This is a genomic window from Paenibacillus chitinolyticus NBRC 15660, assembly GCF_000739915.1.
Lineage (GTDB): Bacteria > Bacillota > Bacilli > Paenibacillales > NBRC-103111 > Paenibacillus_F > Paenibacillus_F chitinolyticus.
In genome coordinates this window covers 156,503-179,198 of record NZ_BBJT01000010.1, presented here as the reverse complement: position 1 = coordinate 179,198, position 22,696 = coordinate 156,503, and the positions used below count along the sequence as shown (strand labels likewise).

Here is a 22,696-nt window from a genome sequence, read left to right as displayed (position 1 = left end):
TCTCCCCTCGCTTCGTCCTGAATTAGTTGCGCAGCGGCTTGCCTTTGGACAGCATATGCTGCATCCGCTGCTGGGTTTTCGGTTCGCCGCACAAGCTCAGGAACGCCTCGCGCTCCAGATCCAGCATGTACTGTTCCGACACCAGGCTTCCGGCCGGAACATCTCCTCCCGCCAGCACGTGGGCCAGTTTGTTTGCGATAAGCCGGTCGTGATCACTGATGTAGCCGCCGAGCTTCATCGTATACGACGCGATTTGCAGCACCGCTTTGCCGCTGTCGCCGACAACCCGGATCTTCTCTTCCTGCGGAAGCACATAACCTTCACGATCCATGGCCAACACCGCCTGCTTGGCGGTATAAATCCGGTGATCGCCGTTAAGGACGACGGAGTCTCTAGGGCCCATATAGCCGAGCCGCTTCGTATCGTAGCCGCTGCCGGACACTTTCGCCATTCCGATCGTTTCAAAGTAATGGTTAATATACGGCTGAAGGTCTACCTCGGGATTGCCCGCGGCAAGCCGGCTGCTCCGCAGCGCCATTTCCTTGCAGCCGCCTCCTGCCGGAATAACGCCAACCCCCACTTCGACCAGGCCGAAGTAAGTTTCCGGCGAGAAAATAATCCGGTCGGCCGGCAGGCACGCTTCGACACCGCCTCCGAGCGTCATGCTGTGAGGCGCGGCGACGACCGGCTTCTCCAGCTTTTTCAGCGTCATCATTGCGTTCTGGAACAGGCGGATGATGCTGTCCACTTCATCCCACTCCCCGTCCTGAGCTTCCATGAGCAGGATCATCACGTTCGCTCCCACGCAGAAGTGACGGCCTTCATTGGCGAGGACCATGCCGCGGTAGTTTCGTCTCACTTCCTCCGTGCTTTTCTGCACCATTGTCAAAATATCGGCCCCAATCGCATTGTTGGGCGAATGGAACTCCAGACACGCCACGCCGTCTCCGATGTCGATCAGGCTCGCGCCGCTGTTGCTCAAAATCGTTTTATTTTGCTGCTTAAGCGCTTTTAGCGAAATATGCTCCGGACGCGTGTCGGCTTCCTTATACATGCCCCGGTTGTAATAGAACGTCGTGCCTTCGCGTTTTTCGTAAAAGCCGGTATGCCCGGCCGCAAGCCATTCCTTCACCCAGGCGGGAACGGTATCCCCTTCCTGTTCCATTCTTTTCACCGAGCGCTCCAGACCGATGACGTCCCACAGTTCGAAAGGCCCCAGATCCCAGTTGAAGCCCCACTTCATCGCGTTGTCGATTTCCACGATGGAATCGGCGATTTCTCCCAGTTTGCCGGCCGAATAAAGAAGAACGGGTTTGACCACTTTCCAGGCCAGCTCGGAATATTTGTCCGGGGTCGAGAGCAGCGCTTTGATTTTACCGGCCGTGCCTTTGGCGTTCTTGGCCGCTTCCAGTGACGCAGAGGAAATTTTCCGCGACGGCGCATATTCCATGGTCCCGAGATGAAGGGCCTGGATTTCTTTTCCGGTTTCGGTTTTTACCTTTTTATAAAAGCCCTGACCTTTCTTCTCGCCGATCCAGCCCTGCTCCACCATGCCCGTCAATGCCGCCGGAACGTCGAAAATCGTTTTCTCCGCTTCGTTATCGACCAGGTCGTATACGTTCCTGGCGACATGTACGAAAGTGTCGAGTCCTACGAGATCGAGCGTGCGGAAGGTGGCGCTTTTCGGTCGGCCGAGGGCAGGCCCCGTTACGGCATCGACTTCTTCAACGGTATAACCTTTCTCCAGCATTTCCCGGAGGGTGACGAGCAGCCCGTACGTGCCGATCCGGTTGGCGATAAAGTTCGGCGTATCCTTGGCCGTTACGACGCCTTTTCCGAGCCTTTTCTCGCAAAAATCAGCCATGAAGCGGAGGATTTCGGGATCGGTAGATTCTCCCGGAATGATTTCAAGCAGTTTCATATATCTCGGCGGATTAAAGAAATGAGTGCCTAAAAAGTGCCGCTTGAATTCCGGGCCGCAGTCCTCCGCCATCGCTTGAATCGAGATTCCGGACGTATTGGAGGACACAATCGTTCCCGGCTTCCAGACCTGCTCGATCCGGGCCAGGAGCTGCTTCTTCACGTCCAGGCGCTCCACGACCACTTCGATAATCCAGTCGACGCCCGCTAATCGGGCTAGGTCGTCTTCCAAGTTTCCGGGTGTGATGCGTGCCGCAAACGCTTCGCTGTACAGCGGAGCCGGATTCGTTTTCTTCAGCCTCTCGATCGCTCCCGCCGCCAGGCGGTTTCTTACTTTCGGCTGTTCCAGAGTCAGACCCGCTTTCGTTTCCTCGTCCGTCAAAACCGTCGGAACAATATCCAGCAGCAGACACGAAATGCCCGCACCCGCCAAGTGTGCCGCAATGGCCGCCCCCATCACGCCGGAGCCGATAACGGCCGCTTTTTGAATCTGATTCACCATGTCGGATTCCCTCCTGATCTTCGTCTGCCGTCCGGCCGCTTTATCTTACGAAACGGTCTGGAACGGCGCCGGTGCCTTCGCACCAAATACGGATTCTTCGAGTAGTTCTGCGATATCCCGGGTTTTGACCGTTTCTTCGGCTTCTTTCATTTTCGCGCCGTCTTCCATCATAGTCAGACAGTACGGGCAAGCCGATGAAATCACCGTCGGATTAACCTCCAGCGCCTGCTCGGTCCGGGCCAGATTGACTCTCTTGCCGGCCGTTTCCTCCATCCACATCATGCCTCCGCCCGCGCCGCAGCACATCCCGTTCTCACGGGTGCGGGTCATTTCAACCAGCTCCACGCCGGGAATCGCTTTGAGGATGCTGCGGGGCTGATCGTAGACGTTATTGTAACGGCCGAGGTAACACGAATCGTGATACGTGATCCGTTCGTTCACCTTATGGCGCGGAGTCAGCTTTCCGTTGCGGACCAGTTCATCCAGAAGTTGCGTATGGTGAAGAACCTCGGCCTCCAGTCCGAATTCGGGATATTCGTTCTTCAAAGTGTTGTACGTATGCGGGCAGGCCGTCACGATTTTGCGCACCCCGTATTTTTGGAAAATCTTCGTATTTTCCTCGCAGAGCTGCTGGAATAAAAACTCGTTCCCCAGCCGCCTCGGGGTATCGCCGGAGTTTTTCTCTTCGTTGCCTAGAATAGCGAAATTGACGTTCGCTTCATTCATAAGGCGGACGAGCGAACGCGTGATTTTACGGCTCCGGTTGTCGTAAGAGCCCATCGAACCGACGAAGAACAGGAGGTCGAATTCCGGATTTTCTTTGACCGTCGGTACGCGGAGTTCGCCTTCGGGATCGATTTCCTGCACCCACTTGGCCCGGTCGTTGCGCGATATTCCCCACGGGTTGCCCTGGCGCTCGATGTTTTGCATCGCCCGTTGGCCGTCATGCGGCATAGAACCCTGCATAAGAACGAGATGCCTGCGCAAATCGACGATTTTGTCGACATGCTCGTTGGCTACCGGACACTGGTCTTCGCAGTTGCGGCACGTCGTGCAGGACCAGATTTCCCCTTCGGTCATGACATCGCCGACCAGCTCCATCTCCTCCGGCTTTTTGTCCGTCGTCACCCAGGAGTGCTTCTGCGCGTTCATCGTCGGAGCGATATCGGTTATGCCCGAGCCGTTCCAAGCGCCCAGCTCATGACCTTCGGCGTTCATCTCGTGCACCGAACTCCCCGGGAAAGCGAAAGCGGGCACCCAGGGGGATTTGCTCGTAACCGCCGCCCCCTTCTCCGTTAAGTGATCGCGCAGCTTCACGATCATATGCATCGGCGAAAGCATTTTGCCGGTACCCGAGGCTGGACACACGTTGGTGCAGCGTCCGCATTCCACGCAAGCGTACAGGTCAAGCATCTGCTTCTGCGTCAAGTCTTCGATCTTGCCGAGCCCGAAAGATTCCGCTTCCTCATCTTCCAGATCCAGCTTCCGCAGCCGTCCGGCGGGTTCCCGTCTTTTCAGCAAAATGTTAAGCGGCGCCGTAAGGAGATGAAAATGCTTGGACTGGGGCACATAGACCAGAAACGCCAGCAAAATAAGCAGATGCGCCCACCAGAACACGTGATACAGAACGACGGCCGCCCCAAAAGGCATCCACCCGAACCCGGCGGCAAGCACGGACGAAATCGGTGCCATGGCGGAAGGTTCCAGCTCTTCCCGGATGCGGTCGAAAGCGAGCGTGAGAAGCACCGAAACCATCAGGCTGAAAATAAAGTAGACGACCAGACTCGGCTTCCACCCTCTCTTCAGCCGTTTCAGCTTCTCTCCGTACCGGCGGTACGCAGCGTATCCCATCGCGATCAGAATAGCCGCGACCGTGATTTCCTGGATCAGACCGAAAGCTTCGTAACCGGGAAGCGGCAGTCCACGGCCGGAGAGTCCCTTTACGATAATGTCCAGCGCGCCGAACTGAAGGATAATGAATCCGTAAAAAATAACGATGTGCATGATGCCGCTTTTCTTGTCCTTCAGCAGTTTCGTCTGGCCGAACACTTGAACGGCAAAGTCTTTGAGCCTCTCCTGAAACTGCCCTCCCCAATCGACCGGCTGCCCGAGCCGCACATACAAATAACGGTGATACACAGCTTTGGCGAACAGGTAAACGCCGAATCCCGTCACGCCCAGAAACAGAATCAACTGCACGATCGCTCCCAGCATCGGAAAACAACCCCTTTCTCGGATGCTATACATTTTTTATTAATTTCACCATATAAAGCGTTTTCATGACCCCGGCAAATAAAAGCATGGTTCTCCTGGCAAACGTTCGGATCAAACATGCTTTTCTCATGGTGCCACAACCTCGGAACTTCGCCTTTACAGCGGGTCATTCAGTCATTGACATTGCCCTGGATCTATTTTATGATGGCTGTAGAAAATGAATGAGTATTCATTCACTGTTTAATTCGTATTTTAGCACCGAGGTGATTCCATGACAAGCAAAAAAAAAGAAAAATATGATTTAATTCTCGAAGCTGCGTTGAAAGTATTCGCCGAACACGGGTTTCACCGCTCTCAGGTTTCCAAGATCGCCAAAGCGGCCGGCGTCGCGGACGGTACGATTTATTTGTACTTCAAAAGAAAGGAGGATATTCTCATCTCCTTGTTCCGTGAGAAGCTCGGAGAGCTTGTAGGCAAGTTCCATATGCATATCGAGCAGACCACCGGCGTTAAGGAAGCGCTTCGCAAAGTTTGCGAGATCCATTATACGGAGCTGGAAAATAACGTCGATCTCGCCTTCGTTACTCAAATCGAGCTTCGGCAAAGTTCGCTTGAGCTTCGCAAAGAAATAGGAAAAGCCGTTAAGCCGTATATTGAATTAATCGAGAAACTTCTCGTGCAGGGCGTCGAGGAGAATTTGTTCCGGGCCGACCTCGATGTGAAACTGACCCGTCTGCTGCTTTTCGGGGCGATGGACGAAGTCGTCACCTCCTGGCTCATTTCCGGACGCAAATATTCGTTATCCGCTCAGGTGGACGGCACCGTGCAGTTCTTTCTTCAGGGAATTCAGGCTTAAGAGCCGGTTATCCATAGAGGATACTCATTTCAAAAGAGGAAGGGGACAACAGCGATGGACATTATCGTGCTGCTGAAACAAACGTTTGATACCGAGGAAAAAATCGTGCTTGAGAACGGTCAAATTTCGGAGGATGGCGTCAAGTTTGTCATCAATCCCTATGACGAATACGCAGTCGAGCAGGCTATCCAGCTCCGCGACGAGCAGGGAGGCAAAGTCGTCGTCGTTTCCGCCGGTCCGGGGCGTTCCGCCGAGGCTCTGCGGAGCGCGCTCGCGATGGGAGCCGACGAAGCCGTCCTGATCAACGACGAGCGCATAGGCGGCGATGAGCATGCCGTAGCCCAGGCGCTTCACGCTTTCCTGTCCCGGGAAACGTACGACCTCCTTCTCGGCGGAAACTTCTCCGTCGACAACGGCGCCGGCCAGGTGGCCATCCGTCTGGCTACGCTGCTCGGTATTCCCCACGTCAGCTCGATTACGAAACTTGAGATTGCCGGCGGGAAGGCGACCGCGCACCGCGACGCCGAAGGAGACCTGGAAGTGGCGGAAGTGACGCTTCCGGCGCTCTTCACGGCCCAGCAGGGATTAAACGAGCCCCGCTATCCTTCCCTGCAGGGAATCATGAAGGCCAAGAAGAAACCGTTCCGGGAAATCACACTGGCCAATATCGGTCTCGATACGGTGGAATCCCGCACCGAACGCGTGGATCTGTTCCTGCCGCCTCCGCGCAAGGCCGGAAAAACACTCAAAGGCGAACCCGCGCAGACGGCTGCGGAGCTTGTGCAGCTCTTGCGTACGGAAGCGAAGGCTATCTGATCGGTCCTTTGATTTTTCCGCGGTCATTTTGCGCACTTATTCCCTTTATGAGTCCATTTAGGAGGCGACTGAATCATGTCCAACACATACCTGATTGTAGCTGAAGCTAAAGGCGGCGCTCTGCGCCAGGTCTCATTCGAAACGATCGGAGCGGCGAAGGCGATTGCCGCCGAAGGGGATTCCGTTCTCGCCGCCCTGATCGGCTCCGGCGTGTCCGGCCTGGCCGGTGAACTGGCCGCATATGGCGCCCAGAAAGTTTACGTGACCGATCATGCCGACCTCAAGGACTACAACCCGGAAGCTTACGGCAAAGCGCTTCACGACATTATCCGGCAAGCGGAGCCCGACGCGGTCTTGCTGGGCCACACCGCCATCGGCAAGGACCTCGCCCCGCAAATCGCTTCCCTGCTCGGGGCCGGACAGATTTCCGATGTGACGGCCGTTGAATCGGACGGCGGCAAAGCCGTGTTTACGCGCCCGATCTACGCGGGTAAAGCGCTTGAAAAGAAAGCGTTTACCTCATTCCCGTGGGTCGTCACCGTCCGGCCCAACAACATTGCCGCTCCCGCTGCCGCGGAAGGCGCCTCGGCAGCGGTCGAGAACGTGGCGTACGAAGCTCCGTCCCTTCGTACCGTCATCCGCGAGGTCGTCCAGAAGACCTCGGGCCAAATCGACCTTGCCGAAGCCAAGGTCGTCATTTCCGGCGGGCGCGGCGTCAAGAGCGCCGACGGCTTCAAGCCGCTCGAGGAGCTTGCCGGCGTGCTCGGCGGAGCGGTCGGTGCGTCGCGCGGAGCCTGCGACGCCGGGTACTGCGACTATGCGATGCAGATCGGGCAGACCGGCAAGGTGGTCACGCCAGAGATTTACATCGCATGCGGCATCAGCGGCGCCATCCAGCATCTGGCCGGGATGAGCGGATCGCGGGTCATCATCGCGATCAACAAGGACCCGGAGGCGCCGATCTTCAAAGTCGCCGACTACGGGATCGTCGGAGACCTGTTCGATGTCGTGCCGCTGCTGACGGAAGAATTCCGCAAAGCGCTGTGACCGGCGATTGCTCCGCCCGTTCGCATAAGCGCCCAAAAAGCCCCGAACATGCCGGTAATCCGGCCGTGCTCGGGGCTTTTTGACAGGCGGACGGGTGCGTGCCGCCGGGGTTCCGGCCTCGCTGCGCGGTTATACGCAGCCAGGCCGATTTCTCTCGGGGCTCGCTTCTGGCCCCCGTCCGTGGTTTAGCTCTCTCACGCCACTGCGGCTTAAACGCTTCGCATGATGACCGGTGTATCGGCGTTATACTTGGGCTTTTTCGCGCTTACCCGCTTTCGGGTTTGACGCTTCCTGTCTCGCGGGCTGTTTAAGCCTGCATCCGCCCTCAGATTTTCGCGGCCAGCACAAGCGAACCCCGGGGCTGTGTTCCCCCCGCATCCGGCTCCAGCGTGATGGCGACCGTGTCGTAATCCTGCGGCTCGAAGGTGTAGTAGAGAGCGCCCGAGCCTCCCTGCGGCAGGAAGGTTCCCGCATTTACCTTCTGCTCGCCTTTGATGAGCCAGACCTGGAACGCCTGCGAATCCCGCAGGGCCGGAAGATTCTCGGCCTGTACGACCAGGTGGGTGCCCTTGGCGTCGATCACGATTGTAGCGAGGCCTTGCGCCACGATGCCTTCAACGGCAGGGTTCAGCTTCACCACTTTGTTCGCCTTCGATGCCTGTGAAGGCTGTCCGGCCAGCGTAAGCTGTCCCTGAAGCGAAGATACGCTCTGCTGAAGTGAGGCATTAAGTCCTTTCAGCGATCGGACATCCTCCCTCAGCTGCATGTTTACCCATCCGAGGATAACTGCAGCGGCGGCGATTCCCAAGCCGGCCGCCCGTCTGATAAAAGTTCGGCTTCTTTTGCCCGCGGGTCTTCTCGCGGACACCGTCTCATGCTCCCCGGCCGGCACCGGTTCGGGCTGCGCCGTTCCGGCATGCTTTTGTAATTCGGCTGCTGAGGACGCGTCCGTTACGCGATAATCTTTTTGCGCCTGTATCTGTTCCTGAAGAGCACCGGCGCCTGTCAAAGGGGGTTGTCCGGAATGATCCGCTTCACTTCCCAGAATACGGCCAAGAACGCGCTGTTTCATTCCGTCCGGAACCGCTACCGGCTCCGCCGTATAGGGAAGCAGATCCGTTACAGCCTGCAGTTCTTCTCTTTCTTTCTTGCATGCTTCGCAGTGACTCAGATGCTCTTCCATCTGTTCTCTTTCGGACTGAGACAGCCCCCCGAGCATATAGAGTTCCAACCATTCGCACATGTTAGGAGATTCTTGTCTGCTCATATGTGCGCTCCCTCCTTTCCTCGGCCCGCGAGCTTCTCCTTAAGCTGCTTCATGGCCAGCCTTACCCGGCTTTTTACCGTTCCAAGCGGGATCTCCTGTTTCTGAGATACTTCCTGATGAGTATACCCTTTAAAATAAATAAGATCGATCACTTTCTTCTGATCCTCATTCAGATCTTCCATCGCCGAAGCAAGTTCTTCTCCCATAAAACGGAGTTCCACTTCCTCTTCGGTCCCTCTGCTCCGGTCCGCCACCAGCAGCAGCTTATCCGGCTCGGCAAGCTGCCCGGACGTGCGCGTCTGCTTCCTGCGAAGCGTATCAATGGCAATGTTGCGGGCTATCGCGAACATCCATGTTGACAGTTTGCCCTGGGAGTCTTCGTCCTGGGAGTCTTCGTACCGTTCGGCATGATTCCAGATGCGCAGGAAAAGCTCCTGAACAACCTCTTCCGCCATCATCGAATCTTTCACAATGCGATAGGCAAACGAATACATCGGACGTTCGTAACGGTCGTACAATTGCTCCAGCGCCTGGGGCTGCTTAAGAGCGATACGGCGCACTAGCTGAGAATCTTCCGGCCACTCATTCATGTTGGAGCTCCTTTCCACCAAAGATCGCCCTTATCTTTCATTTCGTAAAAAGTGTGGAGTTGGATTCCTTTTGCCCCGATAAATTTTTTTGTAAAAATGCCGTTGACCCCCTCTGTTTGTATCACCAGCAAAATTAACCATACTACGAGGTTTTTTAAACGGCATTCCCCTATCTTACTAAAAACAAAACGGACCTCACGGGTCCGTTTATTACGATCAAGTCTGCTCACACTTAAATTCAACGGGCTCCAGTCGTACCGGGTTTGCGTTATTCACGGCGCTCACGCGTAAGTTTTGCCCCCAGCCACTTCCAGATCGCATAAAGCGCCGTGCCCGCCGCTGCGGCAAATGCAGCTGTACGGGCTTCCAGCAAATACGACTGACCGCCTCCCAGTCCTCCACCGGCTTCTGCTGCCGAAGAACAACCCGCTCCGCAGTAAAAAGCGTAGAGAACGAACAAGAGCATGCACAAGAGCGTTTTCAGACTTTCCGCGAATCCTTCCGCTCGTTTATAGCCCATATAACGTAAACAGCCGCTAAAAAGAATCACCGTCAGAAGAAGAACCGAAGCCCACTCCTGCCTGGAAACAAAACCCGCCGGCTCGTTTTTGCCCAGATGATAGATCCAATACGCATGTTCGGCCAATCCGATCAGCAGAATGACCGGGACCGCCGTCCGGTACGCCCTGCTTTTCATAAACTGTTCTAACCGGGGTGAAGAAAACATGCGGTTCCACCTTTTCTCCGCCACTTTCCGCTTTTCAGACGGCAACACCGTTTCCTCCCCGCCTAAGAATTAGGGCTTCGCTAACACTATACGGGTTTCTTGCAGGAAACATGTCTGATAAGGACAAAGGGCGGTTTACCTTATCTTCATCTGACAACATTTGCCACCCCTTCCATCCTGCTATAAACTGAAGAAGTAAGCTTGCCGCCTTTATTTTCCGCCCGACAGATCCGATCCCGGATGACGACCGGCGGTTCAACCCTTCCGGGAGCAGCAAAAAGCCGGGACCCGTAGGCCCCGGCTGCGCGCAGGAGTAGCGATTAGTACAGTTTATCCAGAACAGATTTCGCCGTGTGCTCCAAAGCCCGGTACGTCTGATCCTTCATTTGCATAGCAACGGCCGTGGATAGAATATCCAGCAGATGGATCTGCGCCAGCTTCGAGGAGAAGGCTCCGCCCTGCAGAGGCGTTTCCTTCGCGGTAGCGAGCAGAACGACATTGCTCTGATTCGCAATCGGCGACCGTGCGTGGTTGGTCAGGCAGATGATGTAAGCGCCTTTCTGCTTGGCCAGGCGTACAGCGTCGACAAGATCTTTGGTGCTGCCCGACGAAGAAATACCGACGACGACATCGCCTTTCTCCACCAAAGACGCGTTCATGGCGATAATATGGCCGTCGGAACCGGCGTCCACATTAAATCCGAGTCTCATGAACCGGTATTTGGCATCCTGGGCGGTAATCCCCGAGGACCCTACTCCGAAAAACAAAATTTTTCGTGCCGCCAGAATAGCGTCGATCGCTTGCTGCAGCTCCTGGACGTTGAGCAAAGATGTCGAGTTCTGCACCGCCTGCGAGTTTTGGGAGGTCATTTTCTTCATGATCTGGTCGAGATCGTCGCTTTCCTCAATCTTGCCGTGCACCTGCTCGCTTGGCGTAGCCAGCACCTGGACGAGCGATAGTTTAAATTCCTGATATCCCTTGTAGCCCAGCTTGCGGCACAAACGGATGACGGAGGTTTCACCTACTTCCGCTTTCTCCGCCAAGTCCGTAATCGTATAGAAAACGGTAGCTTCAGGATCCTTTAATACGGTGTCGGCCACTTTCTGCTCGGATTTGGTCAGTGAGGAATAAATACTGTTGAGGAGCAGCAGCGAATTGTTCAAATCGGCGATTTTGCTCATAGATGGGACTCCTTTTCGTCATTCTGCGCGGTCAGACAATCAGTTCACGGTTTTCTTTTCTAGTCTCTACATGAATAGTACTTGAAACTAGGCGATTTGCCTAGTGCATCTCCATATTTTTCAAAGTTTGCCTGTACGCTCGGACGGTCGTTTTCTGTAGTTTTCTGTCACACAAAGGAGTTTTTATGCTGAGAAACGTCGATTTTTGGATGAAGAGCACTTCTTCTTTTTAACTTATATTTACTATTATTTATCAGTTCCAACAATATATTTTAATATTAATATAGGCATAAAGACCTATACATTTCTTGTTATAATACTGATTTTTACTCCAGTTAATAAACGGAAAAACATGCAGGTATAGCCATTCTTGTCCCCGCATAGAAACTAGAAGGTCTTTTTATTTTTTTTAAAACCGCTGAAAATTTTTTGAAATAAATTTCGGAAAAACGCAAATAGGCACCGGAAAAAAGGGGGCCCTTCTTTTTTATTCGCACAAGCCCGGCTCCAAAATGAGACTTTGGTCGTATTAAAATAAGAACGTATGTTTGCTAAAATAGAGTAGATTCCAATATCAGGAAAATATATAGACTGTGGAGGGATTCGACTATGAACCGTGAACTGAAAGCAGATGTCGTGATTATCGGCGGAGGTGTCGGGGGCTGTGCGGCCGCTCTGGCTTCCGCAAAAATGGGATTGAAAGTGATTATGACGGAAGAAACCCATTGGATCGGCGGACAATTGACCAGCCAGGCGGTACCGCCGGACGAGCATAAGTGGATCGAGCAATTCGGCTGCACCCGCAGCTTCCGGCAGTTCCGCAACGGTGTTCGCTCTTACTACCGCGATTATTTCCCGTTAACGGCCGAAGCGCGCGCCGTCGTCAATCTAAATCCGGGCAACGGCGGAGTAAGCCGCCTGTGCGCGGAACCGAGAGCCATGCTTGCGGTTCTTGAGCAGATGCTGGCTCCGTACGTAAACAGCGGCAAGCTGACTATTCTCACGCGCCACCGCATTACAGCGGCCGAGACGGACGGGGATAAAATCAGGGCCGTCAAAGTAAAGCACTTGGATCTGGGGCACAAGCACACGTTAACCGCTCCGTATTTCCTGGACGCGACGGAGTGTGGAGATGTTCTTCCTCTCGCCAAGGTCGAGTATGTAACAGGTGCCGAGTCCCGCAAAGATACGGGGGAGCCGAGCGCACCGGAAGTCGCAAATCCGAAGGATATCCAGGCGTTTACCGTCTGTTTTGCGATGGATTATTTCGAAGGCGAGAATCATGTCATCGACAAACCGAAGGATTACAATTTCTGGCGCAACTATAAGGCCGACTTCTGGCCGGACAAGCAGCTCAGCTGGATTTCGCCGAACCCGGTGACGCTTGAGCCTGCCGAAGATACCCTGTTTCCGGGCACCGACAAATATCCGCTGTTCAACTACCGCCGGGTAATCGATAAGGCGAATTTTATGCCCGGTACGTTCCCGAGCGATATTTCCCTCGTGAACTGGCCACAGAATGACTACTGGCTCGGCAATATTTATGACGTTCCCGAAGCGGAAGCGAAGAAAAATCTCGAGCAGGCCAAGCAGCTCAGCTATTCCCTGCTCTACTGGCTCCAGACCGAAGCGCCCCGTCCGGACGGCAAAGCCGGTTATCCCGGCCTGCGTCTGCGTCCCGACGTCGTCGGTACCGAGGACGGTATGGCTCAAGCGCCGTATATCCGGGAATCCCGCCGGATCAAGGCGGAATTCACCGTCAAGGAACAGCACGTCAGCACGGCGATCCGCGGCGACAAGGGTGCGGAAGTGTTCCCGGATTCCGTCGGGATCGGCGCTTACCGGATCGATCTCCATCCGAGCATGACAGGACGGAACTATCTGGACGTGTCCTCCCTTCCGTTCCAGATTCCGCTCGGCAGCCTCATTCCCGTCCGGGTCAACAATCTCCTGCCGGCGTGTAAGAACCTCGGCACGACCCATATTACGAACGGCTGCTATCGTCTCCACCCGGTGGAATGGAATATCGGAGAAGCGGCGGGATTCCTTGCGGGCTACTGCGTACAGAACGGATATCAGCCTCGTGAAGTTCATGCGGACAAGACAAAACTGGAAGGTTTGCAAAATATTTTGTCCTGGAACGGCGTAGAACTCGCATGGCCTACCATCACCCCGCTTTAATCCCTCTCGAAATACCCGGGCTTGAACCGAAAAGCCGCCTTTATGCAGAACGCTCTGCTAAAGGCGGCTTTCCCCGTTTTCCCGGCGGCGGCCCGGTTCCCGAATTTCGGGTCCGGCTCCGCTGTTAGTCAGTATCGCTTAACAAATCGTGCCAAAGACAGCCACTCTCCCGTATTGTGCCGGCGTCCGCGGATCGTTACCGAATGGGGCGCCACCTCCACGAGGACGCTTTCGCTTTCAACGGGCGCGGCAGGGTCGATGCCGTCTCCGATGGGCCTGCGGACAGAGGAGGTCCCCATATGAGAGCAGCCGTCCTCGAAATAAATCCCCGGACTGACCAGCGTGTAATGGGTGTGCCCCGAGAAGAAGCACACGTTCGGGTGCCGCCCCAGCAGCTCTCTAAGCCGCACATCTTGCACGACCCCCTTCTCAGCGGGATCATAGCTTCCCGCCACCGTGTGAGGAAGCGGCTGATGCAGGAAGACGAACACCGGCCGCTGCCGGCCATGCGGGCGGTATGCTTCTTCCCCCGTGGAGTCCGCCGGCTGCAGCCCGGCCTCTTCCTCCCCCGGGAAAGCCGCATTCCCCGCTTCGCCGCGTACGGGACCGGCGGCTTCAAGGGCTGCCGGGTCCGCCTCGGACGCGGAGGCCGTTTCGGCACGGCTTTGCGCTGCGGCATGGCGTGGATGGGATTCTTCCCGCAGAATCCGCTCCAGCCAGGCGAACTGCTCGTCGCTGATCCAGGCGTCCTCCCGGATTGCCGGATCGGTGTCGCGGTAGCGCTCGGCGCTCATAAAGACGAAGCGCAGCCCCATCAGACGCAGGTCGTAATAAGGCAGAGGCTTTCCCAGAAAGCCGAGAAACCTTGCCATCGCTTCCGCCGTCGACCATCCGTTCGGGAACGTATCCACGCTAAAACCCCCGTCGTTATACCACATGCAGTAATATTCGTGGTTTCCGTTCGTCACATAGACGGGAACGCGGACATGTTCGGACAAGATACGTTTTAATACCGTATAATCCTCGGCGAATCCCTCGGTTAAATCCCCGTTTATAACGATAAACTCGGGCGGATGCTTCATGGATGCGTAATCTTTCAGGCAGACTTCCAAACGACGGTGAGACTCGGGATCCCATGCTACCACATGAATATCGGACAATACCGCAAACGTAAATTTCATGGATCTGCACCTCTTCTCTTCCTCTAAAGGATTGAAAAGCTTATGTCTGCAGCCTTTGCTGAAACCACATACGGTCTGTTTACCCTTCCGGTTCTTCCGGCAGTTTGTCGCTGTAATCGGCTCAACATGCCCCGCCTTACTGTCCTTGCCTACTCATTTGCCTCGCCGGCCTCATCTTCCGCATGGGTCACCCCGGTTTCATTGAAATCATCAGCTTCATCGGCATTTTTCCCGCCCTTCCCCGATTTGGCTGCCGTAATTTCGGCAATCCGGAGGGCTCCTTTCAAATCGTACAGCATCCGTTCTCTGACTTCGGCATTCAAACGGCTATCGGACCCAATATCCTTAACCAGAGACGCCAGTGATTTCTTTACCTGCTTCAGACGGCCGGGATTCAGCCGGGGATTTTTCTCGCCGCCCAGCTTTTTCACGATTTCATTGATCTCATCGGTATACCGGGCGGCTTTGCGGACATCCATCCCTTTAAAAGGGAGATACAGCTCCTTTACTTTCCGTTTCTGTCCCGCAAGTATGGCTGCAATCGACCGGGCAGGATCGCTGTCGGGAACGACCGCTTCATTCCGGTAGACGCCGAGAACGGTATTTTTGTCATAGCCCTGATCGAAAAACGATTCATACTCGAACACGGCGCTGCCGCTGATTCCAAGCCCATGGCTCGAAATGATCTGATCGATGAACACGTCCTTGGTCAGATCGATAAAAGAGCCGACACCGATCGTCACATACGATTTATCCTTTGCGATCTCGAACGTTTTGCGCGCATCCGCCACAACGAGTGAAGTGTCCAGTTTATAGGACATCGGAAACACGTTGTCGATCAGGTTATGCTTCACCCAGTTCATCGAATCCTGCAGCACGTCTCCGCGTGCAATTTCATATTCGGGCCATACCGCGGCGGTCAGCTTCACTTGGGGCTTCCACTTTTTCACTTCCTTGGCCAGACGGAATACGAATTTGTCGACGAACCCGACGCGCATATCCACCCACTGCGCCCACAGCGCATCTCCCGGGTGCAGCAGGAGCGGATCCGTTCCGTATTTCTTTTGAAACAAACTCCGGGTGTAGGCGTCATATCCGAAATCGTTCGTAAAATCTCCCGAACCGGGATAGCGCGCATAGTCAAGGTGCAGACCGGCTACGTCATATTTAGAGAGCAGCTCCTTATAGACGCCGATCAGGAAGTCGTGCGTTTCATCCAAGGCGGGATTGATAAAATAATAACGGAATCCGCTGGTCGCATCTTCCTGATAATTTTGGCCTTTCCGGCTGAGCAGCGACCATTCGGGCTTGCGCTCCACGATCGGCCCGGGTTCCGGCCCACCCACGAAGAAATTTTCGACCCAGGCATGGATTTCGATGCCCCGTTTTTTCCCTTCATCCAAATAAGCCTGTAGCACATCAAACCCGCCGTATATGGGATTATGAGCCGTTATGTTGTTTTTGGTCGGATAGATGGTGTACCCGTTCCAGAACGTTTCCAAATAAACGGAGTTAAGGTGAGCCGCCTTAATCTTATCCAGGGCCCGTTTAACTTCCTCAAGAGACTTCTCTTTGGGCCGGATCCAGATTCCCCGGTTTTCAACGGTTCTAGATTCCACATTCATGTAGTGAACGCGCGTTGCTTTTCCATCCAGCTCCGCCAGCACTTCCGTCAGCCCTTCAACGCCTTTTTCCTCCAGATGCTTGCCCGCCTGTATCTCCAGCTGCTTCACCTGCTGAATTTCTTTGGAGATTTCCTCATAAGGAACATCCATAAACCGGCGTTTGGACTCTTCCATTGCCTGCTCCGCAGAGGCGGCGGTTAACCGCGCCTTATCCAGATAAGACTCCGGGGTAAAAATAAGCAGCACCTGCTTCTCCGTCCGGTTGATCTTTACGGTCGCCCCAATGGCCGCATAGCGCGAGAGCCAAGCCATTTTGGAACCGTGTCCGGAAAGGACGTACCCCCCTTCAGGAATGGGCCGGTTGTTGCCTCCGCTGCTTATGATTTTGCCGTCCGCGTTCACGGCAGCCTCCCCTCCCCACGGATTCGTGCCGGTGGCGGCGCCATAGCTGCTGTCGTATACGATCAGCTGCTCCGCTCCGCGGTGCCCGGGATACGGCTTGTTGTTCGTATCGTCCCACCCTGCCGGATTGTCTTCCCTCGTCCGGGGATTAAACGCGTCATAAGCCATTTTGGACGCAAAATACATGGGATACGCATTCAACTCCATAGATACGGCAAGTCCCGGAGCCGCCAGAGCCAACAGATCGGCATAATAAGGACTTGCCGCCTGCACGGAAAGGACGTAACCTCCTTTGGGAATCGGCGAGTCATTGTCGATAAATTTTCCGCCCGAATCCATCAAAATTCCTTTCACTCCCGTGACCCGGCCGTTCTGGAAAATCACTTCGATTCCCCAAGGATTCGTCCGGGTGGAAGCTCCGTACCCCGAGTCGAAAAGCACCGCTTCACCCTGATTCCGCGGCCCGTTAACCCGGTCCACGGGGATAATCAAATCGCCGACCTTCACATATTTCGTCGGCAGGACGGGAATTTTTATGTTCACGGCGGTAAGGCTGTCTCCCACATTCAACTGCTGCAGAAGCGCCTTTGTACTGGCGGTACCCGAAAGAACGTATCCGTTTGGGGGCAGATAGGTTCCTTTCTTGCCGTCTGAGATTTTGTCCACGATAATGCCTTCCGTCACAATAAGCTCGATCGTCCGGTCATCGAAAGGAGGCGTATACGTTCCGTACGTGCTTGTATACACGGTCAGTGCGTCTTCTTTGCGCTCCTGATCCATTCCGGCTACCGGGTGCAGAGTTCCGTCGGGAAGTTTGATATGAGGACCGTAAACGGATTCATTTACCGTCACGCCAAGAGACGTGTGCGGAAGCAGAGGGGTTCCGGGCTTGTTCGCCGAACGGAAAGGGTCCTGATCGGCAGGCCCGGATTTCGGGCTGTCGGGCGGAACCGCGATGCCTCCGTAAGGTCCCGAATGCTGCGGATAGCCCTCGGTCGCAGCCGAGCCTGGAGCGGCGCCGGCTATCCCGTACAGCGGAAGGCAGCCCGCAGCCGCAACGGACAAAAGCAGGACAGCAAACAGCGTTCTGCGGAGCAGCCCGCTTGAGCGAAGAGATCTTTTCACCGTCATCTTCCTCCTTCAGGTGTAAACTAGCTCCAGACATACAAAAACGGAGAACATCCGAGCAGGTTAAGCTGAGCCGCTAATCACCTCCTGTTATTTTCTCCCCTGTTTGCCAATCCGATTACACGTATTGTAGCACCATTTTGGAGGTTTTGGAATATTTTTCTTATATGTTACATTATTTTGGATATTACCTCCTTTTTCTTCTTCTTTCGACAGATTGCAAAAAAAGAAGCTCTCTTTTTCAAGAGAAGCTTCCCGAATAGGTTTTCATTACCGGCTGATATAGGACTGATCCCATCTTTTGCGGTCCCGGATCACTTTGGCCAGGAGCCATAAGGTTGCCGCTCCGACGATGGCGGCCAGTAACCAAGCCGCATTGCGTACCCATGTGTCTGCCTGCTGTTCGATGCCGATGCCGATGAAGGCCCAGACGAAAACCAGCGCGAAAGGCACGTCTTTCTTCCCGTAGCTGAAAGCGACAGCCAGCACGCCTGCCGCCGTCAGCAGAATGACGGCCCACATCCGGGGATCGATCCCCCATCCGTTCCAGCCCAAGTCCTGCAGCCATACCGTAACGTTTACGATGGAAGCCACGCAGATCCAGCCCAGATACAGGCTGAAGGGCACTTGCACGAAGCTGTATTCCCCGATCGCCCGCGATTCCCGGCCGTAGCGGATTCTCTGATAGATGGCGATAAGCGTCAGCAGAAGGGCGGCCATGACTAGCGTGCTCCAGCCGATTTTTTCATAATGCCACAGAAAGATCCAGGCCGAATTCAGCAGACAACTGACGACGAACCAGTAGCTGATCCGTTCCACTGCCGGGCGGTTCCCCGTATCCTTGCGGGCCTGGTAAATGACGAACCCGATCAGCCCCAAATAAATGACGCTCCATATCGTGAAAACATACCCGGCCGGAGTAACATATGTATGATGCCGGTCCGATATTTCTCCGGTGGTCACCCCGTTAATAGGTAGCACTTGAGCCAGCGTATTCACGATCAGAACCAAGAGGAGGCCGACGATATTCATCATTTTACGCAGTGCATGCATGGCTGTCACATCCTCTCGTTTTGGTCATTATGTATGTTTAACCTTATGGGCTTAGAATTAATCGAATGCAAAAAAAAGCCTGCCCCGATATTCCGTCAGGAATACACAGGGCAGGCTTTTACCAAAGCAAAGCAGATCAGTCGCCGAGAACCGTCAATTGTTTAGGGAAGGAAGTCAGCACTTCGACTCCTCCGGCCGTAACCAGAACGTCGTCTTCGATACGGACTCCGCCCACGCCCGGCACATAAACACCGGGCTCGATGGTGAACGTCATGCCGGCCTTCAGAAGCGCCTCGTTTCTTCCGTGGACAGACGGATACTCGTGGACGTCGATTCCGAGTCCGTGACCGAGCCGGTGGTTAAAATAGGTGCCGTAGCCGCCCGCTTCGATCCGGTTTCTTGCGGCCGCGTCTACGGACGCACAGGTAACATCCGGCCGGACGGCTTGAATGGCCGCTTCGTTGCCGGCCAGGACCGCATTGTAAATGCGGCGCTGTTCCTCCGACACTTCTCCCACCGCGAAGGTACGCGTAATATCGGACGCATAGCCGTTCAAATAAACGCCGAGATCGAATAAAAGCAGATCCCCGCGGCTGATTTTACGCGTTCCGGGAACGCCGTGCGGCAGCGCCGAAGCGGGACCGGTCAGGACAATCGTTGAAAAAGAGGGAGACTGGGCCCCGAGTTTTTTCATCTGGAACTCCAGTTCCGCGACCAGCTCGATTTCCGTCACACCGACAGCCACCTTCTGCAGGCCGCGTCTCAGCACTTCCTCCACAAGTGTCACGGCATCCTTCATCAGGCCGATTTCGTCCTCGGATTTGATGACCCGCATATCCCGCAGCAGCTCATCTACCGAAGAAAACCGGCTTACGCCAATGCAGCTCTTCAGTTCTTCAAAGCGGCTGACGGTCCAATGCTCGGTTTCGATGCCGATGCTTCCGAGCGAAGCCGGCAGCAGTCCGCGAAGCACTTCATAAGCCGAGTCCGTGTCGCTGTGTGTATGAATCCGCTGTACCGTGGACGCCTGGGCGGCCGCTTCCGCATCCAGAGCCGGCACGAGCAGAAACGGCTCTTCTCCTCTCGGAAGGATGAGCCCCAAGAAGCGCTCGTGCGGGTCGGAGGCGAACCCCGTCAAATAATACACGTGCCGCGGAACCGTAATGATAACGGCATCTAGGTTGTTTTGTTCGATATAATCGCTGATTTGTTTGAGCCGATTGTTCATTTGATCACCTTTTCTTTTCAAGGTTTTTCGCTGTTTACTGTGGATGAATCCTCTTCCTATCATAACATGTAAGGAGACAAAAACCCACATTCCGGGCCCGCCTCGGGTTCTACCCTGGGGCTTTATACTTCCTCTACAGGCTGGTATTCGTCTTGGAAACTCGGTCCGATCGACGATGTAAGCGCCTGCTTTTCTTCCTTCTGTCCATCCGCTATACTGGACTAGAGTTTTTATTTTGTCATACGAAGGAGAGAAGAGCATGTACGATCTTGTTATTATCGGAGCGGGCCCTGCGGGTGCAAGCGCCGGACTGATTGCCGCCAGAGCGGGCAAAAAGACGCTTCTTATCGACAGCGGACAGAGCATGACGAAACGCGCCTGGATCGAGAACCATTACGGAGTCGCCGAAATCAGCGGTCCCGACATGGTCGAGCTGGGCAAGAAACAAGCGGCCAAGTTCGGCGCGGAAATTGCGGAAGGCAAAGTGGAATCGGTCGACAAGCAGAACGACGGCTTTCTCGTCACTTCGGATCAGGGCAGCTACGAAGCCAGACACGTCCTGCTCGCGACAGGAGTCCTGGCCGATCTTGCCGACAAAATCGGAGTTACGACGGTTCCGGGCACAGAGCCGCGGATCAAAACGATCGTTCAGACGGACGCGAACAACAAAACAAGCGTGGAAGGCATCTGGGCGGCGGGCACGATTGCCGGTATGAGCGTACATACGATTGTAACGGCGGGCGACGGCGCCAAGGCGGCCATCAATATCGTCAGTGAACTGAACGGCGAGCGTTATGTGGACCACGATGTGCTGAAATCTTAATTTTTATCCTTTAAAAGTAAACAGAAAAGACTCCTGCCCGGTTCTACGGAACCCTCAGGAGTCTTCTTTCGGTTTCAGCGGAAGCGGGGCGTCGGAACTCCCGCTTCCTTTTTTCAGTTAACCGGCACTGCCTTCGAATCAGGCCCGCTCTATCTTCTGCCGCTTCGTTTGATAAATTCCACGAACAAGGCAAACAAGATAAAACCGGCCAGAAAACCGCCCAGATGCGTGTATAGATCCACATTCGGCACGATCACGGAAAACAGCAGACCGCTCACCAAAATGATGATGACCGTCTGTCTCGATTGCTGATCCAGAAGCTGCCTGCGGAACAAGGCCAGGTAGAGATAGGCCGCATAAATCCCGTAAATGGCTCCGGAGGCCCCCGCCGCGACATAAGAGTCCGTATGCAGCCAGTAGGAGAACGCGCTGCCCAGCGCCCCGCTGGCTAAGTAGAAGACCGCGTACCGGACGCTGCCCAGCAGACGTTCCAGCGGCGGTGCGAAAATCACCAGGGCGAAGCTGTTAAACAGCAGATGGGACAAGCCGATATGTAAGAACATGGCGGTGAAGAAGCGCCACCACTCGGGCGCAAAACCCGGAGCGGAAAATAAGGCTCCATACTCGATAAGCGTTCTCGTGCTTGTGGACGAGCCGTTTACCTCCATCAGCACAAACAGCACCACATGGATTAGGACAAGAAGACTCGTCACCGGATACCGGCGTATGTATTCCTTGAAGCTTTCTTGACGGACGAACAGCATAAATAGATACCTTCTCCTTCGGATGAGATACCCCCATCATATAGGAAAAACAAGAACGCCTGCAAGCATGCGCCGCAGACGTTCTTGCCCGATGAAAGAAATCCCTTTAGATCGCCTTTTTGATGGCGGCGATAAACGCAGGCTCATCCTTCGGAGTCCGCGACGTAATCAGGTTGCCGTCGATCACGACTTCCTGATCCGCGAATTCCCCTCCGGCGTTGCGCACGTCGTCCTGAAGCGGCGGATAGGAGGTGAGCTTCCGGCCCTTGATCAGACCGGCGCTGATCAGAATCTGCGGTCCGTGGCAAATAGCGGCCACAGGCTTTCCGGCCTCGTGGATCTTTTTCACGAAACTTTGAATGTCCGCATCCAGACGCAATCCTTCCGGCGAAGAGCCTCCCGGAATAACGACGGCATCATATTCGTCCGCTTTGGCTTCTTTGATGCCCTGATCGGCCGTGTATTCGGCTTTCTTGTTTTTTCCGGTAAGCAGCTCTCCCTGCTTCAATCCGATAATGACGACTTCGTGTCCGTCGGTCTTCAAAGCTTCATAAGGTTCCTGCATTTCAGAATCCTCGAATTGGGGTGCCAGCAAAAATGCGATTTTACTCATGGTTGTTCCACTCCTTTTCGTTTATCCGGTTTTAATCTATCGATTCAACGTATCCCTTGTTGCTGCGGATGATCTCCACGATTTCCGTATAGTCGGAATCCGGCACCTTGGCCGACAGCACATAGCGCAGATTTTCGGAGTCATCGTCGCCTTCGCCTAAGATGAAATCGCTCAGCGGCCCATCGTCTTCGCCACGAATGGTTCGGTCGGGATCGTGGCGATCCTCCGCCGCCCGGACCGGTATGAAGCCACCCGGACTCGGAGAGGTGCCGATCGTCGCACCTGGCACACCGACGGCTCCGGACGTCCCGCCCGCAAAGGCCGGAGGCGCAATCAAACCGGTCCGTGATACGCGTCCCTGAGTCTCTCCGACTTCAAGCTGCTCGACGGAATAAGTTTGGAGCCGGATGCGAACATCCTCCGCATCGTTTTCCGTGCGGAAATAGGCTTGAATATGTTTGCTCATCACGAACACCTCATCCTTGTTAGTTTCTCTCCTGTTGATATTACCCGCAACTTTCTTTTCTAACTCAAGCTCTGGGGAAAAAGTTCAGGATCTCCAGCGCCGCAAAAAGAAA

18 protein-coding genes are annotated in these 22,696 nt (G+C 54.8%); 5 read left to right on the top strand and 13 right to left on the bottom strand.

All coding sequences use genetic code 11. The features are described from left to right. Positions 1 to 22: 22 nt before the first annotated feature. A complete protein-coding gene (locus tag PCH01S_RS22235; RefSeq protein ID WP_042233189.1) occupies positions 23 to 2,422 on the bottom strand; it encodes a 3-hydroxyacyl-CoA dehydrogenase/enoyl-CoA hydratase family protein in 2,400 nt (799 codons plus the stop codon). A 45-nt stretch (positions 2,423 to 2,467) separates the two neighbouring features. Further along, the gene (locus PCH01S_RS22230; RefSeq protein ID WP_042233187.1) at positions 2,468 to 4,636 is read right to left on the bottom strand and encodes a 4Fe-4S dicluster domain-containing protein; all 2,169 of its coding nucleotides are present in this window, start codon (positions 4,634 to 4,636) and stop codon (positions 2,468 to 2,470) included. Positions 4,637 to 4,907: 271 nt separating this feature from the next. Between PCH01S_RS22230 and PCH01S_RS22225 the strand changes: the two genes are divergently transcribed. The 3 genes from PCH01S_RS22225 to PCH01S_RS22215 all read left to right on the top strand — a co-directional run bounded on the left by PCH01S_RS22225 (position 4,908) and on the right by PCH01S_RS22215 (position 7,355). Continuing rightward, positions 4,908 to 5,492: a TetR/AcrR family transcriptional regulator gene (locus PCH01S_RS22225; protein ID WP_042233185.1), complete on the top strand. Its 585-nt coding sequence runs from the start codon at positions 4,908 to 4,910 to the stop codon at positions 5,490 to 5,492. 54 nt (positions 5,493 to 5,546) lie between these two features. After that, entirely contained in the window at positions 5,547 to 6,308 is a 762-nt protein-coding gene (locus PCH01S_RS22220) for an electron transfer flavoprotein subunit beta/FixA family protein (protein WP_042233183.1), read from the top strand. A gap of 75 nt (positions 6,309 to 6,383) precedes the next feature. Beyond that, positions 6,384 to 7,355 carry an electron transfer flavoprotein subunit alpha/FixB family protein gene (locus tag PCH01S_RS22215; protein WP_042233181.1) on the top strand — a complete coding sequence of 324 codons (972 nt, stop codon included), beginning with the start codon at positions 6,384 to 6,386 and terminating at the stop codon, positions 7,353 to 7,355. Between the two features lie 325 nt (positions 7,356 to 7,680). Here PCH01S_RS22215 and PCH01S_RS22210 read toward each other — a convergent pair whose 3' ends face one another. The 4 genes from PCH01S_RS22210 to PCH01S_RS22195 form a co-directional block, all read right to left on the bottom strand. Continuing rightward, positions 7,681 to 8,622: an anti-sigma factor domain-containing protein gene (locus PCH01S_RS22210; RefSeq protein ID WP_042233179.1), complete on the bottom strand. Its 942-nt coding sequence runs from the start codon at positions 8,620 to 8,622 to the stop codon at positions 7,681 to 7,683. Next, a complete protein-coding gene (locus PCH01S_RS22205; RefSeq protein WP_042233177.1) occupies positions 8,619 to 9,212 on the bottom strand; it encodes an RNA polymerase sigma factor in 594 nt (197 codons plus the stop codon). The genes PCH01S_RS22210 and PCH01S_RS22205 overlap by 4 nt, the downstream gene beginning before the upstream one ends. A gap of 268 nt (positions 9,213 to 9,480) precedes the next feature. After that, positions 9,481 to 9,987 carry a hypothetical protein gene (locus PCH01S_RS22200; protein ID WP_042233175.1) on the bottom strand — a complete coding sequence of 169 codons (507 nt, stop codon included), beginning with the start codon at positions 9,985 to 9,987 and terminating at the stop codon, positions 9,481 to 9,483. Between the two features lie 272 nt (positions 9,988 to 10,259). Further along, positions 10,260 to 11,120, bottom strand: coding sequence for a MurR/RpiR family transcriptional regulator (locus tag PCH01S_RS22195; RefSeq protein ID WP_042233173.1), 861 nt, complete (start codon positions 11,118 to 11,120; stop codon positions 10,260 to 10,262). Between the two features lie 609 nt (positions 11,121 to 11,729). Between PCH01S_RS22195 and PCH01S_RS22190 the strand changes: the two genes are divergently transcribed. Further along, positions 11,730 to 13,301: an FAD-dependent oxidoreductase gene (locus PCH01S_RS22190; protein WP_042233171.1), complete on the top strand. Its 1,572-nt coding sequence runs from the start codon at positions 11,730 to 11,732 to the stop codon at positions 13,299 to 13,301. 128 nt (positions 13,302 to 13,429) lie between these two features. Here PCH01S_RS22190 and PCH01S_RS22185 read toward each other — a convergent pair whose 3' ends face one another. The 4 genes from PCH01S_RS22185 to PCH01S_RS22170 form a co-directional block, all read right to left on the bottom strand. After that, positions 13,430 to 14,482 carry a metallophosphoesterase family protein gene (locus tag PCH01S_RS22185; RefSeq protein ID WP_042233169.1) on the bottom strand — a complete coding sequence of 351 codons (1,053 nt, stop codon included), beginning with the start codon at positions 14,480 to 14,482 and terminating at the stop codon, positions 13,430 to 13,432. 149 nt (positions 14,483 to 14,631) lie between these two features. Beyond that, positions 14,632 to 17,640: a glycoside hydrolase family 10 protein gene (locus PCH01S_RS22180; RefSeq protein WP_042233166.1), complete on the bottom strand. Its 3,009-nt coding sequence runs from the start codon at positions 17,638 to 17,640 to the stop codon at positions 14,632 to 14,634. Positions 17,641 to 17,907: 267 nt separating this feature from the next. Beyond that, positions 17,908 to 18,690, bottom strand: coding sequence for a TspO/MBR family protein (locus PCH01S_RS22175; protein WP_241688713.1), 783 nt, complete (start codon positions 18,688 to 18,690; stop codon positions 17,908 to 17,910). A 136-nt stretch (positions 18,691 to 18,826) separates the two neighbouring features. Then, complete coding sequence (locus tag PCH01S_RS22170; RefSeq protein WP_042233161.1) at positions 18,827 to 19,918, bottom strand: M24 family metallopeptidase; 1,092 nt, start codon at positions 19,916 to 19,918, stop codon at positions 18,827 to 18,829. A 259-nt stretch (positions 19,919 to 20,177) separates the two neighbouring features. Between PCH01S_RS22170 and PCH01S_RS22165 the strand changes: the two genes are divergently transcribed. Next, positions 20,178 to 20,741 (top strand): NAD(P)/FAD-dependent oxidoreductase, encoded by a 564-nt coding sequence (locus tag PCH01S_RS22165; RefSeq protein ID WP_042233159.1) that lies wholly within the window; start codon positions 20,178 to 20,180, stop codon positions 20,739 to 20,741. A 149-nt stretch (positions 20,742 to 20,890) separates the two neighbouring features. Here PCH01S_RS22165 and PCH01S_RS22160 read toward each other — a convergent pair whose 3' ends face one another. The 3 genes from PCH01S_RS22160 to PCH01S_RS22150 form a co-directional block, all read right to left on the bottom strand. Further along, on the bottom strand, positions 20,891 to 21,505 hold the full coding sequence (locus PCH01S_RS22160; protein ID WP_042233157.1) for a rhomboid family intramembrane serine protease: 615 nt from the start codon (positions 21,503 to 21,505) through the stop codon (positions 20,891 to 20,893). Between the two features lie 106 nt (positions 21,506 to 21,611). Continuing rightward, entirely contained in the window at positions 21,612 to 22,118 is a 507-nt protein-coding gene (locus PCH01S_RS22155) for a type 1 glutamine amidotransferase domain-containing protein (protein ID WP_042233155.1), read from the bottom strand. A 31-nt stretch (positions 22,119 to 22,149) separates the two neighbouring features. After that, positions 22,150 to 22,584, bottom strand: coding sequence for a hypothetical protein (locus PCH01S_RS22150; RefSeq protein ID WP_042233152.1), 435 nt, complete (start codon positions 22,582 to 22,584; stop codon positions 22,150 to 22,152). Positions 22,585 to 22,696: the final 112 nt, after the last annotated feature.

Excerpts from the sequence above, each read along its gene's own strand:
- PCH01S_RS22235 (WP_042233189.1), bottom strand. The coding sequence starts at position 2,422 with ATGGTGAATCAGATTCAAAAAGCGGCCGTTATCGGCTCCGGCGTGATG.
- PCH01S_RS22230 (WP_042233187.1), bottom strand. The coding sequence starts at position 4,636 with ATGCTGGGAGCGATCGTGCAGTTGATTCTGTTTCTGGGCGTGACGGGA.
- PCH01S_RS22225 (WP_042233185.1), top strand. The coding sequence starts at position 4,908 with ATGACAAGCAAAAAAAAAGAAAAATATGATTTAATTCTCGAAGCTGCG.
- PCH01S_RS22220 (WP_042233183.1), top strand. The coding sequence starts at position 5,547 with ATGGACATTATCGTGCTGCTGAAACAAACGTTTGATACCGAGGAAAAA.
- PCH01S_RS22215 (WP_042233181.1), top strand. The coding sequence starts at position 6,384 with ATGTCCAACACATACCTGATTGTAGCTGAAGCTAAAGGCGGCGCTCTG.
- PCH01S_RS22210 (WP_042233179.1), bottom strand. The coding sequence starts at position 8,622 with ATGAGCAGACAAGAATCTCCTAACATGTGCGAATGGTTGGAACTCTAT.
- PCH01S_RS22205 (WP_042233177.1), bottom strand. The coding sequence starts at position 9,212 with ATGAATGAGTGGCCGGAAGATTCTCAGCTAGTGCGCCGTATCGCTCTT.
- PCH01S_RS22195 (WP_042233173.1), bottom strand. The coding sequence starts at position 11,120 with ATGAGCAAAATCGCCGATTTGAACAATTCGCTGCTGCTCCTCAACAGT.
- PCH01S_RS22190 (WP_042233171.1), top strand. The coding sequence starts at position 11,730 with ATGAACCGTGAACTGAAAGCAGATGTCGTGATTATCGGCGGAGGTGTC.
- PCH01S_RS22185 (WP_042233169.1), bottom strand. The coding sequence starts at position 14,482 with ATGAAATTTACGTTTGCGGTATTGTCCGATATTCATGTGGTAGCATGG.
- PCH01S_RS22180 (WP_042233166.1), bottom strand. The coding sequence starts at position 17,640 with ATGACGGTGAAAAGATCTCTTCGCTCAAGCGGGCTGCTCCGCAGAACG.
- PCH01S_RS22175 (WP_241688713.1), bottom strand. The coding sequence starts at position 18,690 with ATGCATGCACTGCGTAAAATGATGAATATCGTCGGCCTCCTCTTGGTT.
- PCH01S_RS22170 (WP_042233161.1), bottom strand. The coding sequence starts at position 19,918 with ATGAACAATCGGCTCAAACAAATCAGCGATTATATCGAACAAAACAAC.
- PCH01S_RS22165 (WP_042233159.1), top strand. The coding sequence starts at position 20,178 with ATGTACGATCTTGTTATTATCGGAGCGGGCCCTGCGGGTGCAAGCGCC.
- PCH01S_RS22160 (WP_042233157.1), bottom strand. The coding sequence starts at position 21,505 with ATGCTGTTCGTCCGTCAAGAAAGCTTCAAGGAATACATACGCCGGTAT.
- PCH01S_RS22155 (WP_042233155.1), bottom strand. The coding sequence starts at position 22,118 with ATGAGTAAAATCGCATTTTTGCTGGCACCCCAATTCGAGGATTCTGAA.
- PCH01S_RS22150 (WP_042233152.1), bottom strand. The coding sequence starts at position 22,584 with ATGAGCAAACATATTCAAGCCTATTTCCGCACGGAAAACGATGCGGAG.